A 19,134-nucleotide genomic window follows, 5' to 3' on the forward strand; every position below is an offset into this window, starting at 1 on the left:
TGCTCCTGTCACCCCAGTTGCTCCCGTTACTCCGGTTGCTCCCGTGGCTCCGGTTGCTCCTGTCACCCCAGTTGCTCCCGTTACTCCGGTTGCTCCCGTGGCTCCGGTTACTCCGGTCGCTCCCGTTACTCCGGTTACTCCTGTTACTCCGGTATCTCCTGTTACTCCAGTAGTTCCGGTTACTCCGGTATCTCCTGTTGCTCCTGTTACTCCGGTTGCTCCCGTTACTCCGGTTGCTCCCGTTACTCCGGTTGCACCGGTATCTCCTGTTATTCCAGTCGCTCCTGTTGCTCCGGCTACTCCCGTTACTCCGGTCACTCCCGTTACTCCCGTTGCTCCCGTTACTCCGGTCACTCCCGTGGCTCCGGTATCTCCTGTCGCTCCCGTGGCTCCGGTTGCTCCGGTTGCTCCGGTATCTCCCGTTACCCCTGTTACTCCGGTTACTCCGGTTGCTCCTGTCGCTCCCGTTACTCCGGTATCTCCTGTTACTCCGGTGGCCCCCGTTACTCCGGTCACTCCCGTGGCTCCTGTCGCTCCCGTTACTCCGGTATCTCCTGTCGCTCCAGTGGCTCCCGTTACTCCAGTGGCTCCCGTTACCCCGGTTGCTCCTGGGTCCCCCGTTACTCCCGTTGCCCCTGGTACTCCGGTCACTCCTGTTACTCCAGTCGCTCCCCTGGCTCCTGTCGCTCCTGTTGCTCCCCTTGCATGATAATGATTTGAATGACAGCACGGACACCATCTTTCATGACAGCAAGTGTTTTTGCTGCAGCATCCTTCACAGCAATGTGCTCGATTACGATAACTGCTCCTTTGATTTCTTCTTTTATGATGAGAATGACAGCAACAATCATTGCAATGCGGACAGTCGCAATTCCAAGAATCGCATCCAGTATTCCAACTGTATCCTTTTCTCATTACACCACCTCTTTTGCCATATTATTTTTGCAAAGAAAAATGGTGTGGTAAAATCCCCATCTCAATGTTTGAATTTTTAACTGGACTTCACGATTGCATGCTGCACAGCATTTACAGAAAAAAAGACCTAACTATGCATAAGTCAGGGCCTTTCATCATTCAAAATATCAGTCTGCTATTTTCATAAGGTTGTCGGAAAACTAATGCTGTTAAAATCGATATTCAGGGCTGTTGCTGCTGTTATATTATTAACAGTTGTGAAAATAACTCTCATCTGGTACGTGTTGATTCCGGCAGCCGGCGCTGTATCCACTGTAGTATCAGCTACCCCAAAACGTTGAGTAGTTGCGCTAATAACAGACCGCGACAGAAGTCTTGTATGAATCTGTACTGCTCCCCTATATAATCTTATTTCAAAGACAAAGTTTGAATTGGCTGTAGATGTTACATCGACGCTGACTGAATAATCAAGCTTTACATTCTGTAAAGAATTAACTGGAATTTCCAGTGCAGCAACAGGAACTTCTGTATTTAACGGCGGGTAAACAGTGAGCGGCCCGTTGGTTCTTGTGAAGAGCAAGGTCGGTGCACTGGCAGTTGGGCCTGTTGGACCAGTTCTTCCAGTCGCTCCGGTTGATCCTGTGGCCCCCGTGGCTCCGGTCGCTCCGGTCGCTCCAGTTACCCCAGTCGATCCTGTGACTCCCGTTGCCCCGGTTGCTCCTGTTATCCCAGTTGATCCTGTGACTCCCGTCGCTCCGGTTGATCCTGTTACCCCAGTTGATCCTGTGACTCCCGTTGTTCCGGTTCGTCCTGTTGGGCCTGTTATTCCTGTCGCTCCCGTTGTTCCGGTTGCTCCTGTTACCCCAGTCGATCCTGTGACTCCCGTGGCTCCGGTTGATCCTGTTACCCCAGTTGATCCTGTGACTCCCGTTATTCCGGTTCGTCCTGTTGGGCCTGTCGCTCCCGTTGTTCCGGTTGCTCCTGTTACCCCAGTCGATCCTGGGACTCCCGTGGCTCCCGTTGCCCCGGTTCGTCCTGTTGATCCTGTAGAGCCTGTCGGACCGGAATTCACTTTGACTTGAAGGAGAGACACGTCATCAATTAGTATTGTTGTATTCGTGTTCACAGGTGCCTTGCTGATAATAATCTGAGCATCAGTTGCTTCATCAGGAACAACAGCTGTTGTTTGGTATACCTCTGTCCATGTATTAAAAATTACATTCGGTAAATGGCCTATCGTGACCGCTGTATCTAAACCTGTTGCAATCGGTTCTCCTAATGAATTTAAATATAAGATTTGCAAGTTAATCTCAGGATTTGAAGCCGTTCCAATAGTTCCTAAGGAAACTTGAAAATAAAATGCCTGACCAACCGTAACCGGAACGGTTTGTGAAAGCGAAGCAGCGTTTGCTTCACTCATAAATTGTGCTGAGTATGTTCCTGAATGGGCAAATAAACTGACAACATCGGCATTGATCGAATCCCACCCGGTTAAATCTCCACTTTCAAAGCTGCCATTGAGAATGAGGTTACCAAGCGCCAATTCAATCCCCCCTCTCTTGTATTCGTATTTTCTTTGCAGCCAGCTATACATATTTATCGTTTCCAAGCTGAGATTAACGTTTTTTCAGGTGCATGATGATCTAAAGCGATACAAAAAAGGTGACTGAAAAAAACGATCACCTTTTAAAAACTTATGGCAGAGGGAATGATGTTGCGTTTAAAGCCCGGTTTGTAATATCGACTTGTGTTACATTAATTGTATTTCCGACTGTTAACACTACGTTATAAACAGTTATCCCAGAATCCGGAACTTGGTCAACAAACGTATGAGGAATAATAATAGATTGCCCAGCTGAATAGAATAGATTCAATTCAAGGGTTTCGGTGCTGATTATAGTTCCATTTCTCTCCAAGTCAAAAGTAAGCAAGAGGGAGAAATCAGGCGTCAGTGGGTCAAGGCTGATATTAAGCTGAATTGTCGTATCAATCTTCACCAATTGAGTGGCAACTGCAGTTATGGTTCCCGCTAAGACACTTGCCGGTGTACCATCTAATGGAATCACCACTTGATCAACCGCATTCTGAAAAGCAACCGTCGGCTGTGAGCCCGTGGCTCCCGTCACTCCGGTTGGTCCGGTATCTCCCGTTGGTCCAGTTGATCCTGTCACTCCGGTTGGACCGGTATCTCCTGTTGATCCAGTTGATCCCGTCGCCCCGGTTGGACCCGTCGCCCCGGTTGGTCCGGTATCTCCCGTTGGACCCGTGATTCCCGTTGATCCAGTTAGTCCCGTCGCCCCGGTTGGACCAGTATCTCCTGTCGCTCCAGTGGCTCCTGTCACTCCAGTTGGTCCGGTATCTCCCGTTGGTCCAGTTGACCCCGTCGCCCCAGTGGCTCCTGTCACTCCGGTTGAACCAGTATCTCCCGTAACCCCAGTTGACCCCGTCGCCCCGGTTGGTCCAGTATCTCCCGTCGCTCCAGTTGACCCCGTCGCCCCGGTTGGTCCAGTTGACCCCGTCGCTCCAGTGGCTCCTGTCACTCCGGTTGATCCGATATCTCCTGTAGCTCCAGTTGGACCCGTGATTCCCGTCGCCCCAGTTGGTCCGGTATCTCCTGTTGATCCAGTTAGTCCCGTCGCCCCGGTTGGTCCGGTATCTCCCGTCGCCCCAGTCGGACCCGTGGCTCCGGTGGCTCCCGTGATTCCTGTTACTTCAACAAATGCGACATCATCAATTAATACAACTGGAGTATTACTTGACCCGGCTGTTTTACTGATTAAAATTTGCGCCTGCACAGCAGCAGCCGGCGCAGCAGTTGTTGTTTGATAGACTTCAGTCCATGTATCAAATATAGTATTAGGCATGTTTCCTATTGTGACGTTTATGTTTAATCCGGTTCCTACCACTGCGTTCGAAGCATCTAAATATAAAACTGTCAGATTGATTGCAGGGTTTGCAATTGTGCCAATTTTGCCGAGAGAAATGAAAAGCTGAAATGATTGCTGCGGAGAGACAGGAACAGTTTGTGACAAGGAGGCACTCGTAACTCCGCCTGCAAATTGGGCGGAGAATGCTCCCGTATGAGCAAATGCAGACACAACCGAAGCATTCACTCCGCTCCAGCCTGTTAAGTCTCCGGATTCGAAACTTCCATTGTTTATGAGATTTTGAATCGCCAATCTATACCCTCCTTTCATCATTTTTGGTAGTACAAATCAACATAGCATATGCAGTTTTATCTATTATGGAAACTCAATTCGCGAGATTTCTGTTTATCCCCTATTTAAATGTACTATCCGATCATATTGATGGCACGGTTTGTCACATTAACACCTGTTACATTAACAGAACCGGCAACCGTTAATACCACATCATACGTGATGGCCCCGGCAGACGGCGCCTGGTCTACGAATGTCAGCGGAACAATGAGAGACTGCCCGCCTGAGTAAAACAAATTCAATTCAAGCGTCTCTGTACTGACTGTTATCCCGTCTCTTTTCAGCATCAAAATCAGCTTCAGTGAAAAATCCGGGGATAAAGGCTCATGACTGATATTGAGCTGTACCGTAGAATCTATTTTTATCAATTGAGAAGCTGCTGCTATAACTGTGCCGGACAGAATATTTGCCGGTGATCCATCCAAAGGAATGACGGCGGCATCAGCAGCTTGTTGAAAAGCCAGAATCGGTATGCCGCCGGGCGGACCCGGGGGACCGGTTGGGCCGGGGGGACCTTGAGAGCCCGGAAGCCCTGCCGGCCCTCTCTTCCCCGGAGGTCCTTGTACACTATTAGGAGAGCACAGTGCAGGATGCTTTTCTGCAAAGGAGGGGGTTTTATCACTTTCTATGTGAGAACAGCCATCAGAAATTTTTTCATTATATCTGCGCGAATGCTCTTTATACCAGCTCTTCACATGCCGGCTCATATATTTATAGTGAGAGCTTTGCCCAGTGAACGGATTATTTCGTTTCGCACTCATAAAATCACCTCATACCTTATAGTACTCAGGCGGTTTATACATTGTGAAATGTCCCATCAATCTCTTAGTTCAAAAAAAAAGAAGGCAGATCGCATCTGCCTTCTTCTTACCACAAACCTAATACTTTCCACCATAAACCGCCGATCACAAGCCATGTAATGATATGGACGATCGACAGAATAAAGCCGATGGACCACCATTTGCTTTGCGATACATAGCCCGCTCCGAAAAAGACCGGAGCCGCACCTGAGCCGTAATGCGTCGTTGAACCGAAAAGGTTGCTGAAAAACGCCAGGCTGAGCGCTGCCAAAAGCGGCGGAGCGCCTGCCGCAACGATCACAGCTAAAAATGCCGCATACATGGCACTGATATGTGCGGTTGCACTCGCAAAGAAGTAGTGGGTGTAATAATACACAATGATTAAAATCATAAATGCCACAATCCATGAGAAACCGGAAACGGAAGATTTCATCATATTACTGAACCAAGACACCATGCCAAGCTCATTCAGGAAATTCGCCAGCATCACAAGCGCCGCAAACCAAGTCAGCGTATCCCATGCGCCTTGTTCTTTTTTGATATCCTCCCAAGTTAATACCTGAGACAAAAGCAGGACGGATAAACCGATTAAAGCCGTTGTCGTTGCATCGATATTCAAGCTTCCTCCGAAAATCCAAAGCACCAAAACCAATAAAAAGACGATGACCATGGACAGCTCGGATTTTTTAAAAGGACCCATTTCTTTCAGTTTCTCTGTTGCGATTTTAGCCGCATCCGGTGTTTCTTTAATTTCCGGCGGGTACAGCTTGTAAATCACGAGCGGTGTAATAATTAAGCTCACCAATCCCGGTACAATCGCCGCAATTGCCCAGCTTGTCCACGTGATGTCCACCCCTGCGACATCGTGTGCCAGCTTGGCGATCAGCGGGTTTGCCGCCATTGCCGTTAAAAACATGGCAGACGTGATCAAGTTCCCTTGAAAGCCGGTTTTTAATAAGAAAGCTCCGATTTTCCGTTCTGTTCCGTCTGCCGGCGTGGATCCGAATGTTTCGGATAATGATCTGATAATAGGAAAAATAATGCCGCCCGCCCGTGCCGTGTTGCTTGGTATGGCAGGTGATAAAATTAAATCACTGAAAAGCAGTGAATATGAAAGCCCGAGTGTTTTCTTCCCGAACTTTTGTACGAATACGTAAGAAATTCTGGCGCCCAGTCCGGTTTTAATAAATCCCCGGGAAATAAAAAAGGCGATAACAATCAGCCAGATTGTTTTGTTTCCAAAGCCGCTTAACGTATTTTCGATTGATAACGTTCCCGTTAACGCGGTAACTGCCAATGCAAAAACTGCAATTGCGCCCATTGGCAAGGGCTTGGAGATAAAGCCGATAATTGTTGCGACAAAAATAGCGAACAAATGCCATGCTTTAGGTTCAAGTCCGGACGGCGCGGGAATAAACCAAATGATTAATCCCACAGCAACAGTAATAAGTAAAGGAATTAATTTCACTGCCTGCTGTTTTTTTGCGTCTTTTTCTGAAGCCATTACAGGTCTCCTCCTATTTTGTTATCTTCCATCCCCTATCCCATTTTACTACTTAACTAAGTTAATAAACGTTTTTGTTAATTAAAAAACACAAAGGAATTTTTTCCTTTGTGTTCCTTGTTTCTTATTTTAGTTTACCCGCACCCGCTTGGGATATAACATCTGATTTCACATTTGCAGCCGGACCGATTGAACCGTACAGAGACGGCGTCCATCCGACAGACTGGCTCAATCCGTTGGCGGCTGACGCGTTAATCGCGGCGCCGTTCAAAAGAGTGCCGTCTTCATGAAGCGCTTTTCCGCCGCTGAAGACGCTGATTGTTTTATCGGCAGAGAGTCCCGGCACTTCAAAGGCGTTATTCTGGGCGTAAATTTTCGACGAATGGCCTACGCCCCATGCATAGCTGAAGGGATATGCAGCGCTTTTGCTGCCCGCATAGAAGTTATTATAAATATGAACCTGTCCGTATCGGACCCGCGGTGCGCGCTGGACGATGTTTTGGTAATAGTTATGGTGAATGGTCACCTTTAATTTTCCGTCATCTGACGTCTTGCTGTCGCTATTTCCGATGACGGAGCCTTTATCATGGTCATGATATTTATTATAGGATAATGTAATATAATTCGCCCCGTTTGATATATCCGTCTGGCCGTCATGGTGCTGATATTTTCGCCCGTAATAGTGGGGAAAACCGCTGTCGGGGTTTGATCCGTCATTAAATGTACAATGATCTATCCAGATGTGCGCCGCGCCGTTAATGGTGATATTGTCATATTCCGAATTCCAGTTGCCGCTATCGCCGTCAGTCGGGTCCCATTGCGGAAAATAGTCATATGCGTCTTGAAATTCAATGTTGCGGATGATGACATTATCGACTCCGCTCTTGATATTAAAATTCCCGCCTGTCACCTTGGCATTTGAGCCTGAACCGATGATGGTCGTATTCGAAGGAATGTCAATCACGACTCTTGCCTTCTGGTTTTGCTGTGAACGCTTTCTGGCGTCTTCCTGGGTGCCTGACGGCGCTTTTTTTCCCCATTTGCCCGGATCGTACGCTTTCAGGTAGGCATTGAGATCATAAGCCGCATCTTTATAATCGTTAAAACCGAGCATTTTGTTATGATCATCCGTATTCAGATTGATTGTACCTTGTATGTAAATCATTTTCGGCGTACTGTTGGCGCTTCCTCCTAATGCAGAAACAAGCTGTTGTCTGTTTGTTACAGTATACACATTGGATGAAGAAGCTTTTGCACCGCCGGTTGTTCCGCCGGCATAAGCTCCCCAGCCGTCATTTGACCCTAGCGTCTGCCGGCCCAAGTCGGCGGCATGGACACCCGCCGGAATCATACATAAACAAACGGCCAGCATAAAAAGCATTTTTTTCATAAATTGCGTCCCTCCCAGAGCTTATTGTAAGAGTTTATTCCAATTTCTTACAACCGAATTGTACCAAATGAACTTGGAATATTCACCGAAAATTTTCCAAAAATGTATTTCGGTTTCATTGCGGCAACCGCAATAAAATCCCCGGCAAATGGAGACGCTTCCTTTTCTGAAAACCATTTCATAACCAACCGCAAACTTGCCAAATGTAAATGTCGTTTTTTGCGGAAAACGCAAAAAAAATCCCAAGGGATAGAAATACCCCTTGGGATTGGATCAGCTTACGCCCATGATTTTACTTTTTCATTATCCGTTACGAAGAGAAGCACTTTTCCTTCATCTAAACGCTTTTCAAATTGAGACGCTTCCTCTTCTGAAAAGCCGATTTCATGAATTTTATTGCGAAGCTCATCGCCTTTTTTATTAAACATGTTGCCGACCGCGTGTTTAAAGCCTGTTTCTTTGGCGCCGATTGTGTTTACGTCAGTGTTGTCAGACAGGCGCTCCGTTCTGTCATCATCATGGGAAAGCACGTACACGTCCTCTTTTGCCACACCCAATCGCTGCAGTTCTTTCACATCCTGCATCAGCTTTTGATCATTTGTATATTCTCTTACTACCGGTTTCATTGTAAGTCCTCCTTTTGTTTTGTATATTGGATGTTTACCCGCTCCGTCATGTATCAAACGGGAGAAAGAGAGTTCCGTTAAAAAACAGGCAGATTGTCGGTGGATATTTATCTCTAGGACATGTTACAGTTGAGGAAAACAAACCTTATCAGAAAAATAAAAAAATTCACGCGCTAATCAAGCAGGAGGTGGTTCCCTATCCAATATTTTTCACCGGAACAGCAATTCAACGCTTGGGTTGTGAGTGATTTAGTGAAACAGGTATTCCGCAGTCGGCCCCGCTGTCCTGAAGGTGTACAGGAACTTGCAAACTTTGCTGAGGAAACCTTTCATATTAATATTGATTTTGTTTTCTCGATTATTATGAATATTGGTGATATAGAATTCGTGCTTCCGAATGAAATTCAAGGAAAACTGTCAGCCTATCTGGCCGCGCTCCGTCCTGTGATCACCCTTGACATGATTGATTCTTCAAAGGCAAACGCCTACGAATATTTAGAACATGAGAAAAACACCGATGTCTATCAATTATTTCTTTGAATGTTTCGTTTTAAAACATTGCCGGATGATAGATCGTGACCATAGCAGCTTTGCATACGAAGCATCAGGAGGCTCTCTGAAGCTTCTTTTTTATAATAAAAAAACCAAGCACTGGGGTCTATAACGGCTGTGATGGCAGGGCTGAATGATCCTCTTTAAGTAATGAGTAAACATTCGTGTCATGCCGCATACCGTTCTGATGCATATACCCCCTTAAAACACCATCCATTTGAAACCCCATCTTCGTTAATAATTTGTGAGAGGGAGCATTATCAAGGAATACAACAGTCGCCTATACGAAATCATTTCATAACTTCAAATCCATAAGAAAGAACTTTTGAGACTGCTTCAAAAGCATATCCATTCCTCCAATAAATCCGGGTAGATCTCATAACCCGCTTCCGCCCGTCCATGCTTAGGCACCCAAGCATTATAACCAATTGTCCCTATTATTCCTTCAGCATCTTTTCTTTCAATTCCCCGCCGTATTCCTCTTTTTTCGTTAAACTGATGTTCAAACAGTTCGACTAATTTTTCAGCTTGCTCAATTGATGCAAAAGGTTTTTGTCCCTAATAGGGTGTCACATCTGAATTTGAAAAACAGGCAAAAACCCGTTCTGCATCATCTTTTCCTATTTCTCTTAATATCAGTCTTTCAGTTTCTAATACAGGAAACATGCAGCCTCCCCCTTTTACACATATTAACAATCTCCTGACGGTTTATTTTTGTATTTTGAAAACGATCCATGTTACATTTGGGGTAAATACACGTTTTGACAGGAGGATGCAGTATGCCAGAAACCCAACAGCAAATTCAATTGGCAAGACGGCCTGAAGGCATTCCCGTTCATGAGGATTTCCGTTTTGAAACCATTTCCGTCCCCGAACCGAAAGACGGCGAAGTGCTTGTAAAAACGCTTTATGTCTCTGTTGATCCGTATATGCGCGGCCGTATGCAGGATACAAAATCATACGTCGAACCGTTTGCCTTAGATGCAGCTTTAACAGGCGGCGTCATTGCAGAAGTCATCTCAGACGGCGCCAAGCTGAAAAAAGGCGATGTTGTGATCGGGACTCTTGCCTGGCAGGAATATTCAGCAGTCAGTGAGTCATCTCTTCGCAAAGTTGACACCGGCATCGCACCGGCTCAAGCGTATCTCGGCATTTTAGGGCTGACCGGATTAACCGCCTACTTCGGCCTTTTGGATATCGGCCGTCCGAAAAAGGGAGAAACCGTTGTCGTTTCAGGCGCTGCCGGAGCCGTCGGATCAGCCGTCGGGCAGATCGCCAAAATAAAAGGCGCGAGGGTCGTCGGCATTGCCGGCTCTGATGAAAAAATTTCTTATTTAAAATATGAGCTGCAGTTTGATGAAGCCATCAATTATAAAGCCGCGGAGGATATTCAAAAAGCGCTGGCTGACGCTTGTCCTGACGGGGTTGATGTATATTTTGACAATGTCGGCGGGCCGATTTCAGATGCGGTCATGAACCTTTTGAACGACTTTGCCCGCATCCCGGTTTGCGGAGCCATTTCTTCCTACAATGCCAAAAGTGAAGCGGAGGATTTGGGTCCCCGCGTCCAATCGAAGCTGATTAAATCAAAAGCGCTCATGCAGGGATTTATCGCCAGTGATTACTCAGACCGCTTTTCTGAAGGCGCAAAGCAATTGGCTGAATGGCTGAAGGACGGAAGGCTGCATTATGAAGAAACGGTGACAGAAGGCTTCAGCAATATTCCCGACGCGTTCCTCGGCTTATTTAAGGGAGAAAATAAAGGGAAGCAGCTTATCAAAGTATAATAAAAAACAGAGGGCAGTTCGCCCTCCGTTTTTTTATTTCTCCGATAGCTTTCCGCCTGAATAGACAGCCTCGTGCAGCTCGATTCCGAGTGATTTGGCCATTTTTTTCAGTTTGGATTCTTCCATCGGCGTGACAAGGCTGAGTACGGTTCCTTTTTTGCCCGCTCGCCCCGTCCGGCCCGATCTGTGGATATACCCATCTTCATTCGGAATGTCCGCGTGAATGACATACGGGAGATCGTCAATGTCAAGGCCGCGCGCGGCGATGTCTGTCGCCAAAAGCAGCGGAAATTCTCCCTGTTCAAACGCTGATAAAATGCTGGCCCGCTCCATTTTTTTCGCTTCTCCATGCAGAATGCCGAGATCGACATGGTGATAGGTCAGCTTTTCCGCATACACGCTTAAATTCCCGATATCTCTGACAAACACGAGCGCCTGCATGCCATTAAGCCGTGACAGCTTTTGCAGAAGCTTGACCTTATCCCGCTGATCACAGACGAGATACTGATGCTTGACCTGCCCCTTTCCTGCTATATTCCGTTCAACCTTCAGCACGGCCGGTTCCTGCGCGATGTCTTTGAGCACCTCTTCTGTGTCTTGTTTTAATGTGGCTGAGAAGCATAAAAGCTGGCGATCCTTCAGCGTTGTCTTAATGATGTTTTTCATCGTCTCCCGATGCTCTGGTGTGACGAGCTGGTCGGCTTCATCAAGGACGATCGTTTTAACCTCATGCATTTTCAGCTTTTTCGCCCGGATCAATTCAAACACCCTGCCCGGCGTGCCCACAATGATGTGAGGTTTATTTTTGAGCTTTTCCACCTGCTTCTTCACGTTTGCCCCGCCGATTAAAGACAAAGCCCGCAGCTCCGAGCCTTTTTTCCAATCCTGAATCACTTGAAAAATCTGCATGACAAGCTCACGTGACGGCGCTAAAATAACCGCCTGAGGATGCTTTTGCTCCGGGTTGATCCTTTCCAAAACCGGAAGTGTATACGCCAATGTTTTTCCCGTTCCCGTCGGGGACTCGGCGATGACATCCTTCCCCTCCATGATCACCTGTGCCGCTTTTTCCTGAATGGCAGTCGGCTCCTGAAAACCTGATGCTTTCCAGTTTTCGGCGATGAATGATTGTGTATGTTGTAAAAATGGCCAAGTTTGCGTCATGTCGTTCTCCTCAATTCTTAAAATCTACTCCATAGTATCTCAAATGCACGCTGCAAACGCAATTTTCTTTTTCCTTCCAAGCCTTTTAACAAACCGCTTCCTCCTTTATAATCATAAATGAGAAATACACGTGACATCAGCGTGTTCGATAACGATAGAGGTGTAAAAATGAGTATTTTATCAGTTAAGGATTTAAGCCACGGTTTCGGTGACCGCGCGCTTTTCAACAATGTATCGTTCCGTCTTTTAAAAGGGGAACATGTCGGCTTAATCGGCGCAAACGGCGAAGGAAAATCAACGTTTATGAATATTATTACCGGAAAACTTGAGCCTGATGAGGGGAAAGTCGAATGGTCAAAAAACGTCCGCGTCGGCTATCTTGACCAGCATACGGTGCTTGAAAAAGGAAAAACGATCCGCGACGTCTTAAAAGATGCCTTCCATTACTTGTTTGCCATGGAAGCGGAAATGAATGAGATTTACAACAAAATGGGCGAAGCAGATCCCGATGAGCTTGAACAATTGCTTGAAGATGTCGGTGTCATTCAGGATGCCCTGACGAATAACGACTTTTATGTCATCGACAGCAAAGTGGAGGAAATCGCCCGCGGCCTGGGCTTGCACGAAGTCGGGCTTGACCGTGACGTCACCGATTTAAGCGGAGGCCAGCGTACGAAGGTGCTTCTCGCCAAGCTGCTTTTGGAAAAACCGGAAATCCTCCTGTTGGATGAACCGACCAACTACCTTGATGAACAGCACATTGAATGGCTGAAACGCTATTTGCAGGAATACGAAAACGCGTTTATCTTAATTTCTCACGATATTCCGTTTTTAAACAGCGTCATCAATCTGATTTATCACGTAGAAAATCAGGAGTTGACCCGTTATGTCGGTGATTATCATCAATTCATGGAAGTATATGAAGTGAAAAAACAGCAGCTTGAAGCCGCCTACAAAAAACAGCAGCAGGAAGTGGCCGAGCTGAAGGATTTCGTCGCCCGCAACAAAGCGCGCGTCAGCACGAGAAACATGGCGATGTCCCGCCAGAAGAAGCTTGATAAGATGGATATGATTGAGCTGGCGGCGGAAAAACCGAAGCCCGAATTCCATTTCAAGCCTGCCAGAACATCAGGCAAGCTCATTTTTGAAACGAAGGATTTAGTCATCGGCTACGATAGCCCGCTGTCACGGCCGCTCAATCTCAGAATGGAGCGCGGCCAGAAAATCGCCCTGTACGGCGCAAACGGCATCGGGAAAACGACGCTGTTAAAGAGCCTGCTCGGAGAAATCCAGCCGCTTGAAGGCACGGTAGAGCGAGGCGAGCACCAATACACCGGCTATTTCGAGCAGGAAGTGAAAGAAACAAACAACAATACGTGCATCGAAGAGGTATGGAGCGAGTTTCCTTCCTTTACCCAATATGAAATCCGCGCCGCTCTTGCAAAATGCGGACTGACGACAAAACACATTGAAAGCCGCGTCTCCGTCCTCAGCGGAGGAGAAAAAGCAAAGGTCAGACTGTGCAAGCTGATCAATTCAGAAACAAACCTGCTTGTGCTTGACGAGCCGACAAACCACTTGGATGTCGACGCAAAAGAAGAGCTGAAACGCGCGCTGAAAGAATACAAAGGCTCCATTCTGCTGATTTCCCACGAACCGGAGTTCTACATGGATATCGCGACGGAAACATGGAACTGTGAGTCTTGGACGACGAAAGTGCTGTAAACACACAAAAACCCGCCCTGCTTAAGGGCGGGTTTTTTTAATGCCATTTTTTCCGGACAATCCTTGGCAGTTCCCTGTCTTTTAACATCAGCTGAAGAGATGAAGTAAATTCATCCAGCGTTCATTCTCTTTCTGCGGATAGTTCAAAGTCTTCCTCATCCGCCCACGCGGTAAACTACTCAACGGAAAAGCTGTTTTTTTCCATAACATTGTGCAGAACGGACTTATCTTTTGCAAAAGCCCAAATAGAAGACTTTTCTGTATCTTCAATATAGATTCCGGCCGCATCAGCACCTGCCCGAACAGGATGCCTTTTCTCGTTTTCGCTTCAATCCGACCGAAGAAACCTGTTTCTAAAGGAGTTTTGTCCTTTGTTGACTGTACAAACATAACGTTACTCATTTCTCTTTCCAAATAAAAAAGGAACCTCCGCCGATGCGGAAGTTCCTTTTTTTTCTTAATGCCCGGCTTTAATTCCGGCGAGATGCTTACGCCCCATGAGCAGGACAAGCATACCGACAAAAACGACGATTCCGCCTACCGTATATGGTGTGCTTGCGGTGAAGTGTTCTGACAGCATTCCCGCAATCCACGGAGCGAGCGCGCCGCCGATGAAGCGGACTGAGCTGTAGGCTGAAGACGCGATTGAACGTTCAACCGGCGCAGCTCCCATCACAGCTGTCGTCATGATCGTGTTGACCATACCGAGGACAGCACCGGCGACAACGATACATGTAATAATTAATGTCTGATGGTCTGTCCAGATCCCCATGACGATGAGAATAACCGCAAAGGCGATAAAGAGAACGACGAGCGAACGCACTGTGCCCAGCGCTTTATGCACGAGCGGCGCCGTAAAGACTGACGTAATCGCCAGCAGAAGTCCCCACCCGAAGAAAACATAACCGAGACCGTGTTCATCTAAATCCAGAACGAACGGAGAATAAGCTAGCAAAATAAAAAATCCAAAGTTGTATAAGAACGCAGATACCGCCATTGTCAGCAGGCCTTTATATTTGAGCGCCTTCATCGCATCAAATACACCGACACGTTTCGCTGGTTTCGGCAGCTTCGGCAGCATCAAAGAAATGGCGATTAACGCAATAAACATCAGGACAGATACCCCGAAAAACGGAGCGCGCCATGAAATGCTGCCAAGCTCTCCGCCTGCAAGCGGCCCGACGGAAATCCCAAGTCCAAGTGCAGCCTCATACAAAATAATGGCTTTCGCGCTTCCTCCGACAGATACGCCGACGATGACGGCAAGCGCGGTTGAAATAAATAGGGCGTTCCCCAATCCCCAGCCGCCGCGATAGCCGACAAGCTGAGCGATCGAGCCTGAGCTTCCGCCAAGAGCGGCAAATACAATGATAAAAATAAGTCCGAGAAGCAGCGTCCATTTCGCACCGATCCGGCTTGAAATCGCGCCAGAAAAAAACATCATAAAACCGGTAACGAGTAAATAACTTGTAAATAACAGAGATACTTCACTAGGTGAAGCATGTAATTGTGCGGCGATTGCCGGAAGTATCGGATCGACCAGACCGATTCCCATAAACGAAATAACACAGGCAAACGCAACCGCCCAGACTGCTTTCGGCTGGCTGAGCAAGCCTGTTTTCTGTTGTGGTGAATTATCCATTTTATCAGACCTCCAATTTGATCCATTAAAAGAAACGCTATATACATAGCGTTTACAGCAATTTCATTCGATTGACTGAATCGCACGATCGGCTTTTTCTTTCATCCCGTTAAGGCGCTCTTTAAAGCTTTGGAATGTGCGGATTTTCTCATCAATCATATCAAGCTGGTGATTCAAAGCATGCTGAATCTCTTCCAGCTTTTCTTTCCGTTCCTTCAGATCCAGTGACAACAAGTACCCCTCTTTGTTTAATTCCAGCTGACGGCTCATTTCCATAAACTGCTGAAGCTCCTGAAGTGAAAAACCGAGCACCTCTTTCGTGCTGGTGACTTTCTCCAGTTCCTCCATGTCATCTTCGGAGTAAAGCCTTACGCCGCCTTCTGTCCGTTTAGGAGCAGGAATTAAACCAATCTCCTCGTAAAAACGAATGGTGCGTTTTGTCAATCCGCTTCTTTTGGCAACTTGATCAATCTTCATCCATTCCAAGGTCAATCCCCCTCTTATCGTATCTGTTATCATTATACACCATCTGAACCTTAACGTAAACGTAAACTTTTGAAAATAAAAAAATGCCGGTATGTCCCTGGCTTAGGTCATACCGGCTCTTTTTAATTCTCAAGCTCTTCAATCATCAGTGACAATTCGGTCCAGCGTTCCATTGCGGCTTCAAGCTCTTCCGACGTTTTCGCCTGCTCCGCCATCAGTTCTTGAATCTTCCCGAAATCGCTTCCCGCTTCGGCGATTTCCGCTTCCAGACGTTCATGTTTTTCTTCAAGTCCGGCAATCTTGTCTTCAATGCCGTCCCATTCGATCTGATCTTTGTAAGAAAGCTTTTTACGCTTTTTCTTCAGTTCTTCCTCGGGTTTTTTCTCTTCAGCGGGCTGTTTTTCCACTGTTTTTTTCATTTTCGTTTCTTCCATATATTCGCTGTACGAACCTTGGAAACGTGAAATGATGCCTTGTCCTTCAAACACGATCAGGCGATCGATGACGCGGTCAAGGAAGTAGCGGTCATGGGATACTGTAATGACGACGCCCGGGAACTGGTCGATATAATCTTCGAGCACGCTTAAAGTCTCTGTGTCCAGATCATTGGTCGGTTCATCTAAAAACAGCACATTCGGCTCCTGCATCAAAACGTTCAGCAAGTACAGACGCCGTTTTTCCCCGCCTGACAGCTTTCTGATATACGTCTGCTGCATCGGGCGCGGGAACAGAAAGCGTTCGAGCATTTGTTCCGCCGTGATGATATCACCTTCGGCTGTTTTGACGATTTCAGCGGTTTCTTTTATATACTCAATGACTTTCATGTCACCGTTCATTTCACTATGGTCTTGGGTGTAGTAGCCGATTCTTACCGTCTGCCCGATGGTGATGCTGCCGATGTCAGGCTCAATCCGCCCGGCGAGGCTGTTCAGCAAGGTTGTTTTTCCGATGCCGTTCGGCCCGATGATACCGATTCTTTCTCCCGGTATGACAAGCTCGTTAAATTGGCTGATGAGCGCTTGCCCGCTATAAGTTATCGTCACGTTTTCGGCTTCAATCACCTGTTTGCCGAGGCGGTGGGAGCCTACCGCAAAATCGAGTGAGCCGGAAACGGCGGGCCCTTTTTGCTCCTTGAGCGCCTCCGCTCTGTCAACTCTCGCCTTTTGTTTCGTCGAGCGTGCTTTTGCGCCTCGTCTGAGCCAGGCCAGTTCACGGCGCAGCAGGTTTTGGCGCTTTGTTTCCTTTTGTTCGGCCAGCACTTCCCGCTCGGCTCGTTTTTCCAGAAATACTTCATAGTTTCCTTTATACGTATAAAGGCTCCCTCTCTCAAGCTCATATATTCTATTCGTCACTCGGTTTAAAAAATATCTGTCGTGCGTCACGAGCATAACGGCGCCGGGATATTGGGACAGATACCCTTCCAGCCATTCAATTGTTTCATTGTCCAAATGGTTTGTCGGCTCATCCAAAATGAGCAGATCAGCAGGCTGAATAACATTTTTTGCAATAGCGACCCGCTTTTTCTGGCCTCCGGACAGCTCGCTGACATCCTTCATCAAATCTGTGACGCCAAGCTTGGTTAAGACTGTTTTGGCTAACGTGTTTGCCTCCCACGCGTTGTTTGCGTCCATCTTGCCTTGCGCATCAAGCAGATTTTTCTGGCGTTTTTCATTTTCCGGCTCTTCATTCAGCGCCTGAAGCGCTTTTTCATATTCTCTCAGCGTTCTCATGACGGCAGAATCACCTGAATAAATGTGCTCAAGCACGGTTTGCCCAGCGGGAAGCTCCGGGTCCTGATGCAAAAATTCAATATGCACGCTGCCTGATGCCGTTATGTTGCCTTCTTCGGTTGATTCGATGCCGGCAATGGCTTTCAGCAGCGTTGACTTGCCCGTTCCGTTCGGTCCGATTAAGCCGATTCTTTCATTCTCTTCAATATGAAAGGAAATATGATCAAATAGTGTCTTATCTCCGTATGTTTTATAAAGGTTTTCCGCTTTTATGATGCTCATGGTTCCTATCAATCCTCACGTAAGTTCATGTGTTCATTTTAAATCAGGCGCTGGAATAAAACTAGTAAAAGGACAGACAAATTTCTTGAAGAGGATGATTTTGTCCAAAGAATGTTTGCGCGTCTCCTTCTATACAATGGAGGGGAAGAGGTGATGACATGATCAGCATCAGTTTGTGCGTAATCGTGAAAAACGAAGAAGAAGTGCTGGCAGACTGCCTTGAGTCTGTCAAAGACATTGCAGACGAAATCGTGATTGTTGATACGGGATCGCTTGATCAGACAAAGGAGATCGCATCCCGATATACGGATAAGATTTATGACTTTGAGTGGATCGACCATTTTGCGGCAGCCCGCAACTTTGCTTTTTCGAAGGCAGAAATGGATTATATTCTCTGGCTGGACGCTGACGACATTTTTTTAGAGGAAGACCGCCGGAAGCTGATTGAGCTGAAAGCGGCACTTTCTAAAGACGTTGACGCGGTGTCCATGTATTATCATGTCGGTTTTGATGCACAGGGAGAGGTCAATTTTAAGTATCGCCGGAACCGATTGGTCAAGCGGCAAATCGGTTTTCGCTGGATCGGGGCGGTGCATGAGTATCTTGAGGTATACGGGAACATTGTGGAAACCGATATTGCCGTCACACACCGTAAATCTGACAAAAAGCACTCGCCGCCCTCAGACCGCAACTTAAACATTTATGAAAAAATGGCGGAAAACGGCGAAACGATGACGCCGCGCGATTTATTTTATTTTGCGAATGAATTGAAGGATCACGGCCAATATCAGCGCGCCATTACGTATTACCACCATTTTCTCTCGACAAAGCAGTGCTGGATTGAAGATGAAATCAGAACGTGCCAATACTTATCCGATTGCTATAGGGCGGTCGGGCATGAAGAGGCAGCCCTTACATCTCTATTAAAATCGTTTCTGATTGATTGTCCGCGCCCGGAGTTTTGCTGCAGGCTCGGTGACTACTTTACGGAGAAACAGCAATATCCGCAAGGCGCGTTTTGGTATGAGCTCGCCCTTTCAGCCAAAAGCAGCGATTCAGGCTTCACTCAGGTCGAGTTCTCCACCTGGTATCCTCATTTGCAGCTATGCGTCTGCCATTGGCAGCTCGGCGACAGAGAAAAAGCGAAGTATCACAATGACAAAGCGGCTTCCTACTATCCGTCACATCCGAGCGTGCTTTATAATCAAGGCGTGCTGGGTAAATAATACACAGAAAAGGAGCTGTCCCTTGATACGGAGACAGCTCCTGCTGGTTCCGGCGGCCAATCCGGCATACATCCAAACCGCCCGGCT

Annotated in this window: 16 protein-coding genes and 2 pseudogenes; 4 read left to right on the forward strand and 14 right to left on the reverse strand. The window is 47.1% G+C overall.

The genetic code is table 11. The features are described from left to right. The 8 genes and pseudogenes from KY305_RS18770 to KY305_RS18800 all read right to left on the reverse strand — a co-directional run. A partial coding sequence (locus KY305_RS18770; RefSeq protein WP_262417873.1) for a hypothetical protein occupies nt 1-651 on the reverse strand: 651 nt, incomplete at its 3' end. A 5-nt stretch (nt 652-656) separates the two neighbouring features. Continuing rightward, nucleotides 657-851 (reverse strand): hypothetical protein, encoded by a 195-nt coding sequence (locus KY305_RS20170; RefSeq protein WP_262417874.1) that lies wholly within the window; start codon nt 849-851, stop codon nt 657-659. 245 nt (nt 852-1,096) lie between these two features. After that, a complete protein-coding gene (locus KY305_RS20280; RefSeq protein WP_396021545.1) occupies nt 1,097-2,509 on the reverse strand; it encodes an NTTRR-F1 domain in 1,413 nt (470 codons plus the stop codon). A 514-nt stretch (nt 2,510-3,023) separates the two neighbouring features. Then, a pseudogene (locus tag KY305_RS18780) lies at nt 3,024-4,112 on the reverse strand (NTTRR-F1 domain); the annotation flags it as partial. A 95-nt stretch (nt 4,113-4,207) separates the two neighbouring features. Further along, entirely contained in the window at nt 4,208-4,894 is a 687-nt protein-coding gene (locus tag KY305_RS18785; protein WP_223063781.1) for a hypothetical protein, read from the reverse strand. A gap of 106 nt (nt 4,895-5,000) precedes the next feature. Then, nucleotides 5,001-6,437 carry an anion permease gene (locus tag KY305_RS18790; RefSeq protein WP_214800442.1) on the reverse strand — a complete coding sequence of 479 codons (1,437 nt, stop codon included), beginning with the start codon at nt 6,435-6,437 and terminating at the stop codon, nt 5,001-5,003. A gap of 124 nt (nt 6,438-6,561) precedes the next feature. Continuing rightward, nucleotides 6,562-7,827: a pectate lyase gene (locus KY305_RS18795; RefSeq protein WP_223063782.1), complete on the reverse strand. Its 1,266-nt coding sequence runs from the start codon at nt 7,825-7,827 to the stop codon at nt 6,562-6,564. A 278-nt stretch (nt 7,828-8,105) separates the two neighbouring features. After that, entirely contained in the window at nt 8,106-8,453 is a 348-nt protein-coding gene (locus KY305_RS18800) for a YflT domain-containing protein (protein ID WP_214800444.1), read from the reverse strand. Nucleotides 8,454-8,651: 198 nt separating this feature from the next. On the opposite strand from KY305_RS18800, the gene KY305_RS18805 reads away from it, so the two are divergent. Beyond that, entirely contained in the window at nt 8,652-8,993 is a 342-nt protein-coding gene (locus tag KY305_RS18805) for a DUF3212 family protein (protein ID WP_223063811.1), read from the forward strand. A gap of 118 nt (nt 8,994-9,111) precedes the next feature. On the opposite strand, the pseudogene KY305_RS18810 reads toward KY305_RS18805, so the two are convergent. Then, a pseudogene (locus KY305_RS18810) lies at nt 9,112-9,671 on the reverse strand (GNAT family N-acetyltransferase). Nucleotides 9,672-9,784: 113 nt separating this feature from the next. Between KY305_RS18810 and KY305_RS18815 the strand changes: the two are divergent. Beyond that, the gene (locus tag KY305_RS18815) at nt 9,785-10,792 is read left to right on the forward strand and encodes an NADP-dependent oxidoreductase (RefSeq protein ID WP_223063783.1); all 1,008 of its coding nucleotides are present in this window, start codon (nt 9,785-9,787) and stop codon (nt 10,790-10,792) included. A gap of 33 nt (nt 10,793-10,825) precedes the next feature. On the opposite strand, the gene KY305_RS18820 is transcribed toward KY305_RS18815, so the two are convergent. Then, nucleotides 10,826-11,956, reverse strand: coding sequence for a DEAD/DEAH box helicase (locus KY305_RS18820; RefSeq protein ID WP_223063784.1), 1,131 nt, complete (start codon nt 11,954-11,956; stop codon nt 10,826-10,828). Between the two features lie 168 nt (nt 11,957-12,124). On the opposite strand from KY305_RS18820, the gene KY305_RS18825 reads away from it, so the two are divergent. Further along, nucleotides 12,125-13,681, forward strand: a complete 1,557-nt coding sequence (locus KY305_RS18825; protein ID WP_214800447.1) for an ABC-F family ATP-binding cassette domain-containing protein — start codon at nt 12,125-12,127, stop codon at nt 13,679-13,681. A gap of 87 nt (nt 13,682-13,768) precedes the next feature. Here KY305_RS18825 and KY305_RS18830 read toward each other — a convergent pair whose 3' ends face one another. The 4 genes from KY305_RS18830 to KY305_RS18845 all read right to left on the reverse strand — a co-directional run bounded on the left by KY305_RS18830 (nt 13,769) and on the right by KY305_RS18845 (nt 17,821). After that, nucleotides 13,769-14,095, reverse strand: a complete 327-nt coding sequence (locus KY305_RS18830; protein WP_223063785.1) for a hypothetical protein — start codon at nt 14,093-14,095, stop codon at nt 13,769-13,771. Nucleotides 14,096-14,138: 43 nt separating this feature from the next. After that, complete coding sequence (locus KY305_RS18835; RefSeq protein ID WP_223063786.1) at nt 14,139-15,323, reverse strand: MFS transporter; 1,185 nt, start codon at nt 15,321-15,323, stop codon at nt 14,139-14,141. A 63-nt stretch (nt 15,324-15,386) separates the two neighbouring features. Next, on the reverse strand, nt 15,387-15,809 hold the full coding sequence (locus KY305_RS18840) for a MerR family transcriptional regulator (RefSeq protein WP_223063787.1): 423 nt from the start codon (nt 15,807-15,809) through the stop codon (nt 15,387-15,389). Between the two features lie 122 nt (nt 15,810-15,931). After that, nucleotides 15,932-17,821 carry an ABC-F family ATP-binding cassette domain-containing protein gene (locus KY305_RS18845; RefSeq protein ID WP_223063788.1) on the reverse strand — a complete coding sequence of 630 codons (1,890 nt, stop codon included), beginning with the start codon at nt 17,819-17,821 and terminating at the stop codon, nt 15,932-15,934. Nucleotides 17,822-17,979: 158 nt separating this feature from the next. Between KY305_RS18845 and KY305_RS18850 the strand changes: the two genes are divergently transcribed. After that, nucleotides 17,980-19,047: a glycosyltransferase gene (locus tag KY305_RS18850; RefSeq protein WP_223063789.1), complete on the forward strand. Its 1,068-nt coding sequence runs from the start codon at nt 17,980-17,982 to the stop codon at nt 19,045-19,047. Nucleotides 19,048-19,134 lie beyond the last annotated feature (87 nt).

The organism is Bacillus sp. YC2, from assembly GCF_019891195.1.
GTDB lineage: Bacteria > Bacillota > Bacilli > Bacillales > Bacillaceae > Bacillus.

What these genes read in the sequence shown, in the direction of transcription:
- KY305_RS20170 (WP_262417874.1), bottom strand. Translation starts at nt 851, where the DNA reads ATGATTGTTGCTGTCATTCTCATCATAAAAGAAGAAATCAAAGGAGCA.
- KY305_RS20280 (WP_396021545.1), bottom strand. Translation starts at nt 2,509, where the DNA reads ATGTATAGCTGGCTGCAAAGAAAATACGAATACAAGAGAGGGGGGATT.
- KY305_RS18785 (WP_223063781.1), bottom strand. Translation starts at nt 4,894, where the DNA reads ATGAGTGCGAAACGAAATAATCCGTTCACTGGGCAAAGCTCTCACTAT.
- KY305_RS18790 (WP_214800442.1), bottom strand. Translation starts at nt 6,437, where the DNA reads ATGGCTTCAGAAAAAGACGCAAAAAAACAGCAGGCAGTGAAATTAATT.
- KY305_RS18795 (WP_223063782.1), bottom strand. Translation starts at nt 7,827, where the DNA reads ATGAAAAAAATGCTTTTTATGCTGGCCGTTTGTTTATGTATGATTCCG.
- KY305_RS18800 (WP_214800444.1), bottom strand. Translation starts at nt 8,453, where the DNA reads ATGAAACCGGTAGTAAGAGAATATACAAATGATCAAAAGCTGATGCAG.
- KY305_RS18815 (WP_223063783.1), top strand. Translation starts at nt 9,785, where the DNA reads ATGCCAGAAACCCAACAGCAAATTCAATTGGCAAGACGGCCTGAAGGC.
- KY305_RS18820 (WP_223063784.1), bottom strand. Translation starts at nt 11,956, where the DNA reads ATGACGCAAACTTGGCCATTTTTACAACATACACAATCATTCATCGCC.
- KY305_RS18825 (WP_214800447.1), top strand. Translation starts at nt 12,125, where the DNA reads ATGAGTATTTTATCAGTTAAGGATTTAAGCCACGGTTTCGGTGACCGC.
- KY305_RS18835 (WP_223063786.1), bottom strand. Translation starts at nt 15,323, where the DNA reads ATGGATAATTCACCACAACAGAAAACAGGCTTGCTCAGCCAGCCGAAA.
- KY305_RS18845 (WP_223063788.1), bottom strand. Translation starts at nt 17,821, where the DNA reads ATGAGCATCATAAAAGCGGAAAACCTTTATAAAACATACGGAGATAAG.
- KY305_RS18850 (WP_223063789.1), top strand. Translation starts at nt 17,980, where the DNA reads ATGATCAGCATCAGTTTGTGCGTAATCGTGAAAAACGAAGAAGAAGTG.